Origin of the sequence: Methylobacterium soli (assembly GCF_008806385.1) — a bacterium.
Taxonomy (GTDB): Bacteria; Pseudomonadota; Alphaproteobacteria; order Rhizobiales; family Beijerinckiaceae; genus Methylobacterium; species Methylobacterium soli.
This window is the reverse complement of sequence record NZ_VZZK01000022.1, coordinates 1-13,964: the sequence shown is the minus strand read 5'-3', so window position 1 is coordinate 13,964 and position 13,964 is coordinate 1. Positions and strand designations below refer to the sequence as shown.

Below are 13,964 nucleotides of genomic sequence, written 5' to 3'. Positions count from 1 at the left end.
AAACCGGCAAGCGCCACGGGCCCGAGCGGGACGATCTGCATCTTAGTTTTGCTAGGGCAACACTTCCTCTCACCTTTCATGAGGCAAACATGACCACCATACGGCAATTGATTCAGACCAGCCCCACGAAAGCGAACGAGCTCTTTGCGGTACTTGCTGACACCTCGAACAATGCGGTGAAGACGCGTGAGCGAATCCTGGGGGATCTCAAGTCCGAGCTGGAGCTCCTCGCCAAGTTGGAAGAGGAGCACCTGTTCCCGGTCCTTCGGAAGCACAAGGAAACCAAAGACCTCGTCACGGCTGCGTTGAACGACAACAAGCAAACTCGTAGGCTGCTGGCCGAGCTTGAGCAAACGCCAAAGGGTAGCGAGGAGTTTGCCCCGAAGGTTGCCGAGCTGCGGAAGGTCTTCCAGCAGAGCGTGCGGGATGAGCGCAAGGAGCTGCTGCCGGCCGTCCTGAAGGCACTAAGTGACGAGGAAGCCCAGGCCATCGTCGAGAAGATTGAGGACGGGAAGGCCGAGGTCGAGGAAGCAAAGCGTGCCGAGGCTGAGCAGCGGCGGGTCGAGCAACGACAAGAGCGTGAGCAGGCCGAGAAGCTTCTCGCCGAGCAGGAAGAAGCTGCCGACCGTGAGCGGAAGACCCGAGAGGCTGCCCGGAAAACCGCTGAGCAGGTGGCCCAAACCGCAGAAGTTGCCGCTGAGAGCACCCGCAAGGTCGCCCAAAGCGCTGCAGAGACCGTTCAGCGTGTCGCGACTGCACCGATGAGCACAGGCTCGCTCTTCTTTGACGCGATGTTTGGGATGTGGGGCGTGCCGCCGGGTCGCTCCGTTGCACGCTCCGGCAATGCCACGGCATCCAGGATTCAGCAGTCGACCCAGGAAGAGGAAGTCATCCCGCTGGCGGAAGAGACGCTGATCGTGGGCAAGCACACGGTCAACAGTGGCACGACGACGGTCCGGCGCTATGTCGTCGAGGCCCCAGCCGAACAGCAGGTAACGCTGTATGACGAGAAGGTCGTGGTGGAGCGGCGCAGGCCCGTCACCGATGCGGCAACCGGAGAGACTTTGACCGAGCTCACTGTCGAGATGATCGAGACTTCCGAGGTGCCGCTGGTGGCCAAGGGCGTCAGAGTGAGAGAAGAGGTTGTGGTCCGCCGCGAGCGCACGCAGCGTGTCGAGACGGTTCGGGACACGATCCGGCGCGATGAGGTCGAGATCTCGAACGCGGGTGAGCGCTCCGGCAACAAGCGAGCTGCGCTCGCGTACAGCCGCAAGTAGTTCCTCACTCCTTGCGTAATTAGATCGCGGTCAATGCGGCGGCCGCGGTCATTCTTCTTGTTGGCTGTACTTCGGTTGAAATTAATTCGAAATACAGCTGCATGTGGGCGATTTTTTGGGCTTACCAAAGCTCAAAAATCCGTCCTTTCCACGCGGCTAGGGAGAACGGTCCTACTGCCGCATCGATTGCGCCGCGGAGCATCCTAAGACAAAGCCTTCAGAGGCCTTACTTTTCCAGCACGTAAGTCCCCGGTGCATCCTGCAATGGCGGGTGCTGGGAGCTCCCTAGCGGCGGAGGTGCGCTCCTCGGACCAGCCCGATCAGAGAGCCAAGCCGCCCAGTCGGGCCACCAACTGCCCTCGTGACGCGTGGCGCTCTGCCGCCACTGCTCAGGGCTGCTGGCTGCGACGTCGCCCACCTCCCGTGTCCAGTAGGCTCCTTTACTGCCCGGCGGATTGATGATGCCAGCGACATGACCGCTGGAGGCGAGCACGTACCGCACCTCTCCGCCGAACAGCTCCGTCACGCGCCAGGCGGAGTCCCAGGGCACGATGTGGTCCTTCTCGCAGCCGACCGCATAGGTGTCCTGGCAGATACGGCCGAGGTCGATCGCCTCGCCCTTGAGCGTGATCCTGCCCGGCTTGATCAGGTTGTTCTCCACATAGGTGTTGCGTAGGTACCAACTATGCGCTGAACGGGTCATGCGCGTGCCGTCACTGTTCCAGTACAAAAGATCGAAGGCAGGCGGCTTGTTGCCGAGCAGGTAGTTGTTGACCACGTTGGCCCAGATCAGATCGTTCGACCGCAGCAGGCTGAACATGTTGCCCATCTCACGGCTGTCGAGATAGCCCCGCTCCATCATCTGCTGCTCGACCAGATCAAGGGTCGGCTCACCCATGAACACGGCCGTGTCGCCAATCCGCGAAAAGTCCTGCGGCGAGACGTTGAAGCTTGCTGAGTTAAACCGCTCGTCGCCCTTGGCCGCGAGCGTTGCGAGGGTGAGCGTCAGGAGAACACCGCCGATGCAGTAGCCCATCGCGTTGACGCTCGGGCTGCCCGTGATCTGGCGCACGACGTCGCTGGCCTCAAGCGGTCCGAGGTCCATGTAGTCCTCAATGCCGATGCCATCCATCGCCGCATCAGGGTTCTTCCAGGAGATCACGAACACCGTAAACCCTTGGCCGACCAAGTAGCGGATCATGCTGTTCTTGGGCTGCATGTCAAGGATGTAGTACTTGTTTATCCATGGCGGCAGGATGAGCAGCGGGATCTGGTGGACCTGTTCCGTCGTCGGTGTGTACTGGATCAGCTCCATCAACTTGTTGCGGTGGACCACCTTCCCGGGCGTGAGAGCCAGGTTGCGCCCTGGTGCAAAAGCCTCCGCGTCGACCATGTTGAGGCGCCCGGCTTTGATGTCGGCCAGTAAGTTGCGGGCGCCGTCCGCGAGACTGGCGCCGCCGGTCTCGATGGCCTTGTGCAGAGCCACAGGGTTGGTCATCAGCATTAGGGAGGGGCTCATCGCATCCACGAACTGGCGCAAATGGAAGTTGATGCGCTGGCGCTCAGCCTCATCCATGTCAGCCGTCTCGCCCTGCTCCAGCAACCAATCCGAGGCGAGAAGATAAACCTCCTTGAGGGTGTGATAGACCGGGTTCGTGCGCCATTCCGGCGCGGCAAACCGCTTGTCGGCCCGCTTCGCAGCCGGCCCTTTTGGCGGAGACGAGCCCGAAGGCTCAAGCCAGCGCTGCCCTGCCTCTTGCCAGACCTCGAAGGTTGAGCGCCACAGGTTCTGGTTGAGTTCCGCCGCCGCCATGGCGGCCTCGGGCTTTCCCAGTGACCGGAGCCAGATCGTGCGCAGAGCCTGAGCGATCCCGGCCCAGTCGACAGGTACGATTTCGCGCAGCGGGTTGGCGTTCCACATCTGGTCGATGGAGCGCAGCAAGGGGTCTTGTGCCAGGGTCCCGCTCAGTTGCTTCCCATCGCCCGCAAACATCGCAAAATCAGGCGTGCCTGATGCGATCTCCCACTGAGGCCAGTCAAGATTTGCTGACCCCTGAGGCGAGGAAGATAGCTGGTCGATCCAGGACGTCCACATGCCCAGCATCGCATCCGGACTGGGTAGACCTGCACCGGCCACGCCGCCTTCCCGGGGCGCTGCCTTGGGTTCACCGCTTGGGTTCGAGTGTGATCCACCAGCGCCGGTATTCCGGTCAGCCATGGCGTTCCTCCGAAGTTTTTATCCCGCATCGCCGACATTGATGGCGGAAGACGTGGGCAGGCTGCGACCATCGTGTGTCTTGCGGAGCTGGACCTCGGAACAACGCCAAGATCGCTCTGTTCGATCCGGGCTGCCAAGCCACTGTCTCGGCGGGCGGCAGCTTCACACATCCGGAGTGGGAGCCATCTCGAGCGCCATCGTCCACGACGGGACGGCAGCTGCCACAAAAGCTGTTGTTGGTGTCTCACGTACGAACACTACCCGACGCCGGCTGGGATGCGAGACAGCTGTCCTGGTCGCTTCGACTCCGCCTCCTCCCGTGTTTTAGCGCCGCGTACCTGCGCAGCTTCGCCGAGGTGCCGGATCATTTTGTCCGGTCGCCGCCGTCACTTGGATTTCGATTTGCTACCCGTGAAGCTTTGCTGGAACAGCTTCAAGAATGCTCCCTGCATCTGCTCCGAGTTCTGCGGGACCAATGACATCCAGCTCCTAAGAAGAGGCTCGGGCGAGAAGCGGTCCATCTCGGCCAAGACCCTTTTTTCCATCTCCGCCATGACGGCTGCCTGCATTGGCTGAAGGTCAGGCAGCCCCATGAACTGCCGTGCCTCCTCTGGGGTGCATTCGATTTCTACCGTTACCTTCATGAGCAAGCCTCCCTGATTCTTCGAGTACGACTGCCTCGATCCACGTGAATAAGGTTTTAACGCTTTCAAGTGTCAGATCAGGTACGCCGTTGCAGCAGTGACCGTCCGGCTAATCCCGAGGTCAAGGGACGCGAACCAGGGTCAGCGCTGTCCCCCGGTGATGATCGAGATGGTCGCGATTGCGATGGCGATCTGAAGGAGCTCCCCCCGAACATCAGGCGGTGGTGGCGATGCTCATGATGTCACCATCATCAGCCGCTCCTCGGATTGGTGTACCAGTTCCTGCGCCTTGGTCTGTAGCTCTTCAGCCTCTGTCGCGTTCTTGCGAAGGACGCCAATGATCGTTGGCACTCTGATGAAGGGAGTGCTAGGACGCTCCCAGGCAGAGCGATGGTTGCCGATCGGGTGCCCCCCTTCCGACGATATCTGCGCCCTGCCGCTCACCATTCTGAGCAAATCATTGGAGGCCCTCATGAAGTTTCGTCCGCTGCACGACCGTGTTGTGGTTCGCCGCATCGAAGGCGAAGAGAAGACCAAGGGCGGCATCATCATTCCGGATACCGTCAAGGAGAAGCCGCAGGAAGGCGAAGTCATCGCCGTCGGCCCTGGCGCCCGCGATGAGAGCGGCCGCATCAACGCGCCCGACGTGAGAGCCGGCGACCGCATCTTGTTTGGCAAGTGGTCCGGTACCGAGGTCAAGATCGACGGTCAGGACCTGCTGATCATGAAGGAATCCGACATCCTGGGCGTCGTCGCCTGAAGCGCGGCAGATCCACGGATCTCATGAACCTAGCCCTTTGAGGCTGCCCATCCGGGGTGCCTTGGGGCAAGAGCCGACCAAGAAGGATCGACCCCATGGCTGCCAAAGATGTACGTTTCTCCACGGATGCTCGCGAGAAGATGCTGCATGGCGTCGAGCTTCTCGCCAATGCAGTGAAGGTGACGCTGGGCCCCAAGGGCCGCAACGTCGTGATCGAGAAGAGCTTCGGCGCGCCCCGCATCACCAAGGACGGTGTGACCGTCGCCAAGGAGATCGAGCTCGCCGACAAGTTCGAGAACATGGGCGCCCAGATGGTGCGCGAAGTGGCCTCGAAGTCGAGCGACATTGCTGGCGATGGCACCACTACGGCAACGGTCCTGGCCGCTGCAATCGTTCGTGAAGGGGCGAAGTCGGTTGCCGCCGGCATGAACCCGATGGACCTCAAGCGCGGCATTGACCTGGCGGTCGCGGCTGCGGTGAAGGACATCGAGTCGCGTGCCACCAAGGTGAAGTCGTCCGAGGAGATCGCCCAGGTCGGGACGATCTCGGCCAATGGCGATAGCGCGATTGGTCAGATGATCGCTGAGGCCATGCAGAAGGTGGGCAACGAGGGTGTGATCACGGCGGAAGAGGCGAAGACCGCCGAGACCGAGCTCGACGTGGTCGAGGGCATGCAATTCGATCGCGGCTACCTCTCCCCGTACTTCGTGACGAACGCGGAAAAAATGGTCGCCGATCTCGACGACCCCTACATCCTGATCCACGAGAAGAAGCTCTCCTCGCTGCAGGCGCTGCTCCCCATCCTTGAGGCCGTGGTGCAGACCGGCAAGCCGCTGCTGATCATCGCCGAGGACATCGAGGGCGAGGCGCTGGCCACGCTCGTGGTGAACAAGCTGCGCGGCGGCCTCAAGGTCGCGGCCGTGAAGGCGCCGGGCTTCGGCGACCGCCGCAAGGCGATGCTCGAGGACATCGCGATCCTGACCAAGGCTCAGTCGATCTCTGAGGATCTCGGCATCAAGCTCGAAAACGTCACTCTGGACATGCTCGGCCGTGCTAAGCGCGTGCGCATTGAGAAGGAGAACACCACGATCATCGACGGTGCCGGTTCCAAGTCGGACATCGAGGCGCGGATCGGCCAGATCAAGGCGCAGATCGAGGAGACCACCTCGGATTACGACCGCGAGAAGCTGCAGGAGCGCCTGGCCAAGCTCGCGGGCGGCGTCGCGATCATCCGCGTCGGCGGCTCCACCGAGATCGAGGTCAAGGAGAAGAAAGACCGTGTGGAGGATGCGCTTCACGCCACCCGCGCGGCGGTCGAGGAAGGCATCGTTCCCGGCGGCGGTGTTGCTCTGCTCCGCGCGAAGGCGGCGGTCCAGGGTCTCAACAACGAGAACTCAGACGTCCAAGCCGGCATCAAGATCGTTCTGAAGGCACTCGAGGCTCCGATCCGTCAGATCGCGCACAATTCCGGCGTCGAGGGCTCGATCGTGGTCGGTAAGATCACCGAGAACAAGTCTCAGACCTATGGCTTCAACGCCCAGACCGAAGAGTTCGTGGACATGCTCCAGGCGGGCATCGTCGATCCGGCGAAGGTCGTCCGGGCGGCGCTCCAGGGAGCGGCCTCGGTCGCTGGCCTGCTGATCACGACCGAGGCCATGATCGCCGAGGCTCCGAAAAAGGAGAGCGCTCCGGCGATGCCAGGCGGCGGAATGGGCGGCATGGGCGGAATGGACTTCTAATCTGCCGAACCTCGCCAAAAAGGAGGGCCGCCTTTTTGGGCGGCCCTTCTCATATCACAGGAGGGCGGACCGACAGCCGACTTAGGAGCGCGGCGGGGCGCGTACATTGAGTGGCTGGCGCCCTACCAGCAACAGACGTGTCGCCTAGATCACTCCTTGACCGGAGGTGTTTCGATGTCCGTTGCGGACCTGGGACGTCAGCTTGAGGAAGCTATGCGGAGCCCGACTGAGAGCGGCCGACAAGAAGCCATCGTGCATGTCCTGGCCTTGGCAATTCGCCAAGTCGCTACGCTTCAGGGTCGGGTCAACGATCTCGAGCAAAGGCTCGACACCATTTCCGATAAACCTGCGCCTCTTGGAAGCAGCGGTCCTGCACTTCGAGGTTAGCTTCTTCAGGCAAGAGCCGAATGCGGAGTGTGGTCGCCCGCTTCGAGTGTCAGAGGAACCACCATCCAAATGTTCCTTGAAGACATTCGCCCGCCGGATGTACTCGACCGCAGTTCGAGGGTCGCGGTGCCCTGACACGTTATAGCTCTCGGGCTTAGCTGTGTGTTCCCTTTGATCGCCGGCCGGCGGTACATCATCAATTTGGGTCCTCGTACTTGAGGCTGAAGCCCGCAGCGCATAGGTCGCAACCACGTTAAGACGAGGCTTCTCTGGATAGCGTGCGGTAAGCTAGAAAGTCCTCAGTGTCCGTCCGGAAACCTGCCATTGAAATCGTTGAATTATTGAGCTGGAGCAGACTCCATCTTGAGAGGTCCCGCAGGGGAACGGGGCATTGCTCACACTCCGAGAAGGCCGATCTCCTCTCTGAAATGTTTCCGGACAGACACTCAGATATCTTGTCCTCGCGCACCCGCCCACTCTCCACCTCACAGCTCTCTCACCCACAGCTTCGGCGCGCGGCAGGCATTGCCTCAACAGCGTCCAGATCGCGCTGTACAGCGAACCGTTAACCCCATCCGGCTAGGCTTATCTAGGGATCTCAAGGGCTCGCTGTGCCGAAACTTCGATCCATCATTGCTGCCGTTCTATCGGTGTCTGTTGTTCCTGTGCTGAGTGTGGGAGCTTTGAAGGTTGGACAGTGCCTTGCGGGTGAGGCCTCCACGAGCCTGATCCTGGTAGGCCCGTCGAGCGAGCCTTCAATCACCGGCTCCACAACGCACCGGGACGATACAGGTGCGCCCTTTCGCACACGGGTCGAGTCACTTCACAGGCGCGACGTCACTCGCAACGCTCAGACAGAGGCAGCCACAACCTGGAAGGATCCGCCTCGGCGCTGAAGGTTAAGCAGATCTATCGCTCTCCCGCCTCATCGATCAGCGCCTTGAAGTCACCCAACTGGCCCAAAGAGGGATCTTCTCTCCGCCGGCCTCAGTCCTGATGCCTGATCCCATGAGGGTTGCTGAAGCCGAGCAACTTTCTCCTGAGTAGGCTGCGCGGATGCGAGACCGGGACGGACTTTGGATCGCACAGGGACCTCGTGGAGGCTCGCGCCGGCGTCCCCGCCCAACCCTCCGGCCGTTCGCGCCACGCCCACAGCCGCCTTCCTCGACGACAGGCTCACCTGTCCCGCCACGCCCTCACGCGCATCTTTGAGACCCATTTCAAATTGGCTTCAGGTCCATCAGTTTTCGGCCCATGTTGTAGAGCCGCTTATGGTCCTCGTGTGCGCACCTTGAGAAATTAGCCAGTTTATGTCCGTCCCGCTGGCCCATTTTGAATGCCTCGCTGACAGAGCTGATAAACTTCGCGTCGCCTTTGCCGAAGGCTTCCTTCAATTCATCCCGCCCCTTTACAGCGTCGCCCTTGTTGAGGCTCCAGTCTAAATCCTCCTTAACTGCCTTCCAGTTACTGGACATTGGTTCCTCCCGGCCCCGAGCTTGGGGGAATCAGGATACGCCCCTTTCCAGTCCCGTCGAGCCCCGAGCCTTCGCGAGGCGCGAAGCGAAGGTGACATCGCGATCATCTGGCGGAAGGCGCTGACCGAAGCTCTTGCCGAGATAGGTGACCTCTTTGCGAAGAAAACAAAGCGTTCACGGATTGCCACCCGCTGGTCACGATCGTGCTAGAAAACGCGTCAGATAACCCTCGACTGTCGATAGTATCATTTCGTCAACATGTCCTTCAATGTAGCCATCCTTGTTCTTGCGATGCGTGAGGCTGTCATCGGCAGCAGTGTCCATGCCATGAATAACAAGCAAGGGCAGAATTTTATCATCAGCCAAATACCGAAAGCTTAAATGCTGATATTCTCCGGCATTATTTCTAAGTATATAATCTTCTTCGTGCATCATCTTACCGGAGCGTGCCTGGGGGCCTGAAATCATAGCTTCGGATCGACGACTGGATAACTCGCCTTGAGCGGACACCATCAGCTCCGTCAATGGCTGAAGCCATTTTTCAACGGTGGCCATCTCCCGCTTGGCCTCAGCCTTGACCGGTTTGGCCGATAGAACCGCGTCTGCGATCCTCCGAGCGCGCTCGTCAACCTCTGCCATTGGCAGCTCTCCCATCTCAGCGGAATGATCGTATCCGGGTTGCCGATGCTCGACCAGCTCACGCCGCTCTGAGGCTTGCGTTCGATCGGACCCGCATGCGCACCGCGAGGACGTGCAGGGCGGCTCCATACAGGCGCTTGAGCGAATTCCAGCATCTCGCGAGAGATCGATATGGGGCGGTAAAGGCGGTACAGGGGGACTGCAGAGCGAAAGCGGGTGAGCTGAGGTGGTACTGCCGGTGGGACAGGGGGGACCGGCAGGGAGGCGGTACCACCCGTACCCTGGCCGGTACCGCCCGCTTTCAAGATTTCCCCTTCGAGTACCGCCTGTACCACCTGTACCCTGCAGGGGAGGTTGGTCCTGCGTGTGAAAACAAAGTCTGTTTGGGCAACCCCATCGACGGCGCCCCGGAGCCTCCAACACACTTCCCTGCTGCGTAGCCGGTGTGGGATGATGAGGTACGCGCAGGACCCGCCGGAGTTTGCCGATGCCTCAAGCCCACTTGGAGCAGTCAAGCGCCTTCGCTGAGGCGGTCCAATCTCCTGGTCAGGCCATCGGGCATGCGGTCACGCGAATCCTCGACGGTGAGGAAGGCGATCTCGTACTTGCGGCTCTGCGGAGTTATGTCGACGAACTGCGCATCCTGATCGAACGTTATCCTGGCATCGAGGCAGCGGCGTCCGACCTTCTCGCGACGGCCGGAGCTTTCATCCGCGCCAGCCGGACAGGCGATGGTGCCGACACACGCCAGCGCCGCTTCCTGGCCGAGGCAGCCCTGCGCTTCAGCGCTCGCCTGGAAGCGGCGCAACCGAGCGAGACCGCCCGTCGGCTCGGACTGGCGTAGCTTCTCCGTGGCACTATCCGCAATCGATGATCGCGCAGGGGGGCGATTTCTCCGCTAGTCAACCTGGAAGATCTCGGGGTTCGGCTCCCGGCCGACGAGGCCGGCCATCCCCCAGCACAGGCGCAACCATGTGAGAGGCTCAGGGTCCGTAGTGATGCCCGGTCTCAGCGTACAGGTGCCGCTCGGCCTTGCTGACCACCGATTGCGGGTCGTAGCCGCTGAACCGGGCCAGCAGAAGCAGATCGGTCATGAGATCGACGATGTCGGATTCAGCCACATCTCCCTCATTCGTGCTCCGTTTGGAGCGGCGGCAGGTGCCCTGCACGCGTGCGTAGGTGTCGAGGGCAAGCTGGGCAAAATGAGCTCGGTGGTCCTCCGTCGGCATGGGCGTTCTCCTCGACCGCCGGGCTTGTGGATCGCGTGCGCCGGGCGGTTCCTATGCTCGCGGAGACTTCGTCGTGGGATCGCCGCCGGCATGCTTCGGGATGCCCGCAGAAAGCCGGATCGTCCATGCCTGAGGGTGCCCTATGCCACATCCGGCGCAGGCTCATACCCAGGTCCGCCCGCGGTTGATCCACACTTCTGCGTTGTCGACTCTGTCGGCCTCGCTGGACCGGATTGCGAGGGAACGCGTTGACTAAGGGTCCTATGGAGACCCTAGCCATGAAGCTAACCGAAAAAGCCACGAAAGCCCTGGCCGAGGCTTGGGCGGCATTCAAGGTGCGCAAACCAAGTCATAAGCCCGAGAAGAAGTCCTGATCCCTTTCGCAGCTTACCCAGGCTGATCTGCTACGGGTTCAGCGACCGGCGCTCCGCTCCGTCGTCGCCTTCAGCCTGCGCGACCGATGCCTGCTGTCTGGGGCGCAGCCAACAAGCAGCGCTCCGGTCCGAGCGGGAGTCGTAACCGCTCATACCGCAGGGACAGAACAGGACGACGGCGGTGATGACGACGCTGTCAGAGGACTCGCTCGATGTCGTGGAGCGCCTCATCAACGAGGGTGAGGCGCGACGGATCGAGCAGATCCGGATCATCGCGCACCTGACCGAGCGCGGACAGAACAGCGCCGAGGCCACCCACGCCTTGAAGGACATCGAGGACACCCTCGCGGCCCTGCGCTGTCGCTGGGAGTACCTCCAAGCCATGCAGGAAAAGCCGTGACTGCGTATCAGATCGTGGTAGCGGCTGACAGGCATTGAGGTGCAAGAGGCCGCGCCACTCGCCGATTGGGCCTTATGGAAGCGTCATGCGTCAGGGCAGTTCGGCGCGTTGAGCCGCCGTTCGATCAGTCCTGCCACAATGCGCTAAAACGGCCTCCACGGGCAAAACGCTTCGGTTCTACGAGACCAGCTTCACGCCTTCAGCCTGACCCGACAACCTCATTCCCGGGTGATGTTGCCGAGCCGGATTTCTACATCATTCGCGACAGCACCCAGATGTAGCTGGAGAAAGGGTGCAGCCGACCCGCAAGGTGAAGAACAGGAGAGGAATTATGGACCAGATCGACCCCGCCCAGGTCGAGGGCGCCCCGCTGGATGAGGCCTTCCGCAGCACCCGACGCTACTACCGGGTCGGCCAGATCGTGCCGAGCTCGAACACCACCATGGAGACCGAGATCCCAGCCATGCTGCGCGCCCGCGAGGGTGTCGCGCCCGAGCGCTTCACCTTCCACTCCGCCCGCATGCGCATGCAGCACGTGACCAAGGAGGAACTGGGGAAGATGGATGGCGACTCTGACCGCTGCGCCCTGGAGCTGTCGGACGCGCCGGTCGATGTGCTGGGCTACGCCTGCCTCGTGGCCATCATGAGCATGGGCCACGGCTACCACCGTGAGTCGGAGCGGCGCCTGCGCGGGGTCGCCGCCAAGAACGGCCGCGATGTGCCAGTCGTGACCAGCGCTGGTGCACTGGTCGACGGGCTGCGCACTCTGGGGGCGAAGCGGGTCTCGATCGTCACCCCCTACATGAAGCCGCTGACCGAGCTGGTGAAGAGCTACATCGAGGCGGAAGAGATCGAGGTGCTGGACACGATCTCGCTCGAGATTTCGAACAACATCCAGGTCGGCAGCCGCGATCCGCTGGCGCTGACGGAGATCTCGAAGGATCTGCAGGTGAAGGGAGCCGATGTGGTCGTCATCTCGGCCTGCGTGCAGATGCCCTCGCTGGAGTCCATCCCGGCGGTCGAGGAAAGGATAGGCCTGCCCGTCGTCTCCGCCGCCGTCTGCACGACCTACCAGATGCTGAAGCAGCTCGGCCTCCAGACGAGCGTGCCGAACGCAGGGGCGCTCCTGTCAGGTCGTTACTGAGCAGAGCCATGGTTGCAAGCCCACCCTCCATCCTGGGGGTGGAACCGCTTCTGTCCGACGACTTCAAGGGTCGCTACTTCGAGGCGGCGCTCATCGTCCAGGCGGACTCATGGTACCTGTGCTACCCGCTCAGCTACCGCGACATCGAGGAGCGGACCTTTTGCTCTTGCGAGCGGCAGCGCCAAGGTCTTCGCCATCTGTGTTATGGAGTGTTGCCGGCGCTGCTCTGCTTAGGTGCAACGAGTTGCCTGAGCCTCGAAGCTGAGCATGCCTTCGGGATTAATAAGCAACTGATCTGCCTCACGCCGCCGCGTTGATCGAGCGCATACTCGCTACGAGGTCGGAGAAGCGGTCGCCCTGAACCACGACGTGGTTGCGCAGGGCCTCAGCCGCTCGCATTTCGTCGCCGGAGACGATCGCCTCGACGATCTCCGCGTGCTCGGCGAGCGACTGGACTAGGCGCTGGCGGACACGCAGCTGCAGGCGGCGGAAGGGCGCGAGGCGGCGGCTGAGCTGGCGCGCTTGCTCACACAGGAAGGCATTGCGGCAGGCCCGGTACACCACGGTGTGGAAGACGTAGTTCTCCTGGTAATAGGCCTCGGTGTCGCCGGCTTCCGCCGCGCGGGCGCAGGCCGCGAGTGCCTCCCGCAGAGCGGCCTCGTCCTCTGGGATCAGCCGGCGGGCCGCGAGGCGCCCGCACGAGGCCTCGATCTCCGCCATGGTCTCGAACATGGCGAGCAGGTGCTGCGGCTCCGGAGTGCTGACGGTCGCACCCTTGCGGGGTCTGGTCTCGACGAGCCCCGTCATGGTCAGTTGGATGATGGCCTCCCGGATCGGGGTGCGCGACACGCCGAAGCGTTGGGCGAGTTGAACCTCATCGAGGCGTGCACCGAGCGGCAGCGTTCCGTCGACAATTTCATCCTCGATGGCCTGCTTCAGACGCTGAGCCTGGCTCATCTGATATCCTCCCGGAGCCAGATAATTTTCTGGTATCGCCCATTATGCAATGGGGTTGACAAAATATACAAGAGGGAGCCTTCTACATATCGGTCGGAAACTTAAGTATAAGCTGAAGTAAAAGCGCGAAACCGTACCGTGCAATAAACGGCGCCGTGATTGAGCGCCGCGGGAGAAGAACGCCATGGCCCTGACACGACGCCACCTCCTCGCCTCGGGCCTCGCGGCCCCCGCCATCATGAGCCTCGGTCTGAATGCCGCGCGGGCGGCCACGACCCTGAAGCTGTCGCACCAGTTTCCCGGCGGGACGATCGATGAGGGCGATTTCAGGGACCGGATGTGCCGCAAGTTCGCGCAGGCGATCGCCGAGCGCTCGAAGGGCGCCCTGGAGGTGCAGGTCTATCCCGGCTCCTCGCTGATGAAGACGAACGCTCAGTTCGCGGCCATGCGCAAGGGCGCCCTCGACATGTCCCTCTACCCGTCCCCCTACGCGGGCGGCGAGATCCCGGAAATGAATATCGGCCTGATGCCGGCCCTCGTGAGCTCCTACGAGCAGGCGATCGCCTGGAAGAAGGCGCCGGTCGGCCGAAAGCTCACCGAGCTCCTCGACCAGAAGGGCATCATCCTGGTCTCCTGGGTCTGGCAATCGGGCGGTGTCGCCAGCCGCGAGCGGCCCCTCTACGCGCCGTCGGACGCCAAGGGCCTCAAGGTCCGGGGCGGC

At 62.0% G+C, this 13,964-nt stretch carries 14 protein-coding genes; 7 read left to right on the top strand and 7 right to left on the bottom strand.

Going from position 1 to position 13,964, the window contains the following annotated elements; genetic code table 11:
• Window positions 1-89: 89 nt before the first annotated feature.
• Window positions 90-1,277 (top strand): YsnF/AvaK domain-containing protein, encoded by a 1,188-nt coding sequence (locus tag F6X53_RS19305; RefSeq protein ID WP_151001826.1) that lies wholly within the window; start codon window positions 90-92, stop codon window positions 1,275-1,277.
• A gap of 226 nt (window positions 1,278-1,503) precedes the next feature.
• On the opposite strand, the gene F6X53_RS19300 is transcribed toward F6X53_RS19305, so the two are convergent.
• Together F6X53_RS19300 and F6X53_RS19295 are read right to left on the bottom strand one after the other, a co-directional pair.
• Window positions 1,504-3,495 carry a PHA/PHB synthase family protein gene (locus F6X53_RS19300; RefSeq protein ID WP_151001825.1) on the bottom strand — a complete coding sequence of 664 codons (1,992 nt, stop codon included), beginning with the start codon at window positions 3,493-3,495 and terminating at the stop codon, window positions 1,504-1,506.
• A 386-nt stretch (window positions 3,496-3,881) separates the two neighbouring features.
• The gene (locus tag F6X53_RS19295; RefSeq protein ID WP_151001824.1) at window positions 3,882-4,139 is read right to left on the bottom strand and encodes a DUF6489 family protein; all 258 of its coding nucleotides are present in this window, start codon (window positions 4,137-4,139) and stop codon (window positions 3,882-3,884) included.
• 472 nt (window positions 4,140-4,611) lie between these two features.
• Here F6X53_RS19295 and F6X53_RS19290 point away from each other — a divergent pair, with 472 nt between their 5' ends.
• Both F6X53_RS19290 and groL read left to right on the top strand, forming a co-directional pair.
• Entirely contained in the window at window positions 4,612-4,899 is a 288-nt protein-coding gene (locus tag F6X53_RS19290) for a co-chaperone GroES (RefSeq protein WP_151001823.1), read from the top strand.
• Window positions 4,900-4,994: 95 nt separating this feature from the next.
• Window positions 4,995-6,638, top strand: a complete 1,644-nt coding sequence (gene groL, locus F6X53_RS19285) for a chaperonin GroEL (RefSeq protein WP_151001822.1) — start codon at window positions 4,995-4,997, stop codon at window positions 6,636-6,638.
• 1,607 nt (window positions 6,639-8,245) lie between these two features.
• On the opposite strand, the gene F6X53_RS19275 is transcribed toward groL, so the two are convergent.
• From F6X53_RS19275 to F6X53_RS19260, 4 genes are all read right to left on the bottom strand, one after another.
• Window positions 8,246-8,500: a hypothetical protein gene (locus F6X53_RS19275; protein ID WP_151001821.1), complete on the bottom strand. Its 255-nt coding sequence runs from the start codon at window positions 8,498-8,500 to the stop codon at window positions 8,246-8,248.
• A gap of 195 nt (window positions 8,501-8,695) precedes the next feature.
• Entirely contained in the window at window positions 8,696-9,139 is a 444-nt protein-coding gene (locus F6X53_RS19270) for a hypothetical protein (RefSeq protein ID WP_151001820.1), read from the bottom strand.
• A gap of 511 nt (window positions 9,140-9,650) precedes the next feature.
• Complete coding sequence (locus F6X53_RS19265) at window positions 9,651-9,947, bottom strand: hypothetical protein (RefSeq protein WP_151001819.1); 297 nt, start codon at window positions 9,945-9,947, stop codon at window positions 9,651-9,653.
• A gap of 175 nt (window positions 9,948-10,122) precedes the next feature.
• Window positions 10,123-10,368 (bottom strand): hypothetical protein, encoded by a 246-nt coding sequence (locus F6X53_RS19260; protein ID WP_151001818.1) that lies wholly within the window; start codon window positions 10,366-10,368, stop codon window positions 10,123-10,125.
• Window positions 10,369-10,926: 558 nt separating this feature from the next.
• Here F6X53_RS19260 and F6X53_RS19255 point away from each other — a divergent pair.
• From F6X53_RS19255 to F6X53_RS19245, 3 genes are all read left to right on the top strand, one after another.
• On the top strand, window positions 10,927-11,142 hold the full coding sequence (locus F6X53_RS19255) for a hypothetical protein (RefSeq protein WP_151001817.1): 216 nt from the start codon (window positions 10,927-10,929) through the stop codon (window positions 11,140-11,142).
• 442 nt (window positions 11,143-11,584) lie between these two features.
• Entirely contained in the window at window positions 11,585-12,286 is a 702-nt protein-coding gene (locus F6X53_RS19250) for a maleate cis-trans isomerase family protein (protein ID WP_151001906.1), read from the top strand.
• 8 nt (window positions 12,287-12,294) lie between these two features.
• Window positions 12,295-12,603 (top strand): hypothetical protein, encoded by a 309-nt coding sequence (locus F6X53_RS19245; protein ID WP_151001816.1) that lies wholly within the window; start codon window positions 12,295-12,297, stop codon window positions 12,601-12,603.
• Here F6X53_RS19245 and F6X53_RS19240 read toward each other — a convergent pair.
• Window positions 12,587-13,243: a GntR family transcriptional regulator gene (locus tag F6X53_RS19240; RefSeq protein WP_151001815.1), complete on the bottom strand. Its 657-nt coding sequence runs from the start codon at window positions 13,241-13,243 to the stop codon at window positions 12,587-12,589. The two genes, F6X53_RS19245 and F6X53_RS19240, sit on opposite strands and share 17 nt — an antisense overlap.
• A gap of 184 nt (window positions 13,244-13,427) precedes the next feature.
• On the opposite strand from F6X53_RS19240, the gene F6X53_RS19235 reads away from it, so the two are divergent.
• Window positions 13,428-13,964, top strand: a 537-nt coding sequence (locus F6X53_RS19235) for a type 2 periplasmic-binding domain-containing protein (protein ID WP_483403761.1), incomplete at its 3' end; no start/stop codon positions are given.

Excerpts from the sequence above, each read along its gene's own strand:
- F6X53_RS19305 (WP_151001826.1), top strand. The coding sequence starts at position 90 with ATGACCACCATACGGCAATTGATTCAGACCAGCCCCACGAAAGCGAAC.
- F6X53_RS19300 (WP_151001825.1), bottom strand. The coding sequence starts at position 3,495 with ATGGCTGACCGGAATACCGGCGCTGGTGGATCACACTCGAACCCAAGC.
- F6X53_RS19295 (WP_151001824.1), bottom strand. The coding sequence starts at position 4,139 with ATGAAGGTAACGGTAGAAATCGAATGCACCCCAGAGGAGGCACGGCAG.
- F6X53_RS19290 (WP_151001823.1), top strand. The coding sequence starts at position 4,612 with ATGAAGTTTCGTCCGCTGCACGACCGTGTTGTGGTTCGCCGCATCGAA.
- groL (WP_151001822.1), top strand. The coding sequence starts at position 4,995 with ATGGCTGCCAAAGATGTACGTTTCTCCACGGATGCTCGCGAGAAGATG.
- F6X53_RS19275 (WP_151001821.1), bottom strand. The coding sequence starts at position 8,500 with ATGTCCAGTAACTGGAAGGCAGTTAAGGAGGATTTAGACTGGAGCCTC.
- F6X53_RS19270 (WP_151001820.1), bottom strand. The coding sequence starts at position 9,139 with ATGGCAGAGGTTGACGAGCGCGCTCGGAGGATCGCAGACGCGGTTCTA.
- F6X53_RS19260 (WP_151001818.1), bottom strand. The coding sequence starts at position 10,368 with ATGCCGACGGAGGACCACCGAGCTCATTTTGCCCAGCTTGCCCTCGAC.
- F6X53_RS19255 (WP_151001817.1), top strand. The coding sequence starts at position 10,927 with ATGACGACGCTGTCAGAGGACTCGCTCGATGTCGTGGAGCGCCTCATC.
- F6X53_RS19250 (WP_151001906.1), top strand. The coding sequence starts at position 11,585 with ATGGAGACCGAGATCCCAGCCATGCTGCGCGCCCGCGAGGGTGTCGCG.
- F6X53_RS19245 (WP_151001816.1), top strand. The coding sequence starts at position 12,295 with ATGGTTGCAAGCCCACCCTCCATCCTGGGGGTGGAACCGCTTCTGTCC.
- F6X53_RS19240 (WP_151001815.1), bottom strand. The coding sequence starts at position 13,243 with ATGAGCCAGGCTCAGCGTCTGAAGCAGGCCATCGAGGATGAAATTGTC.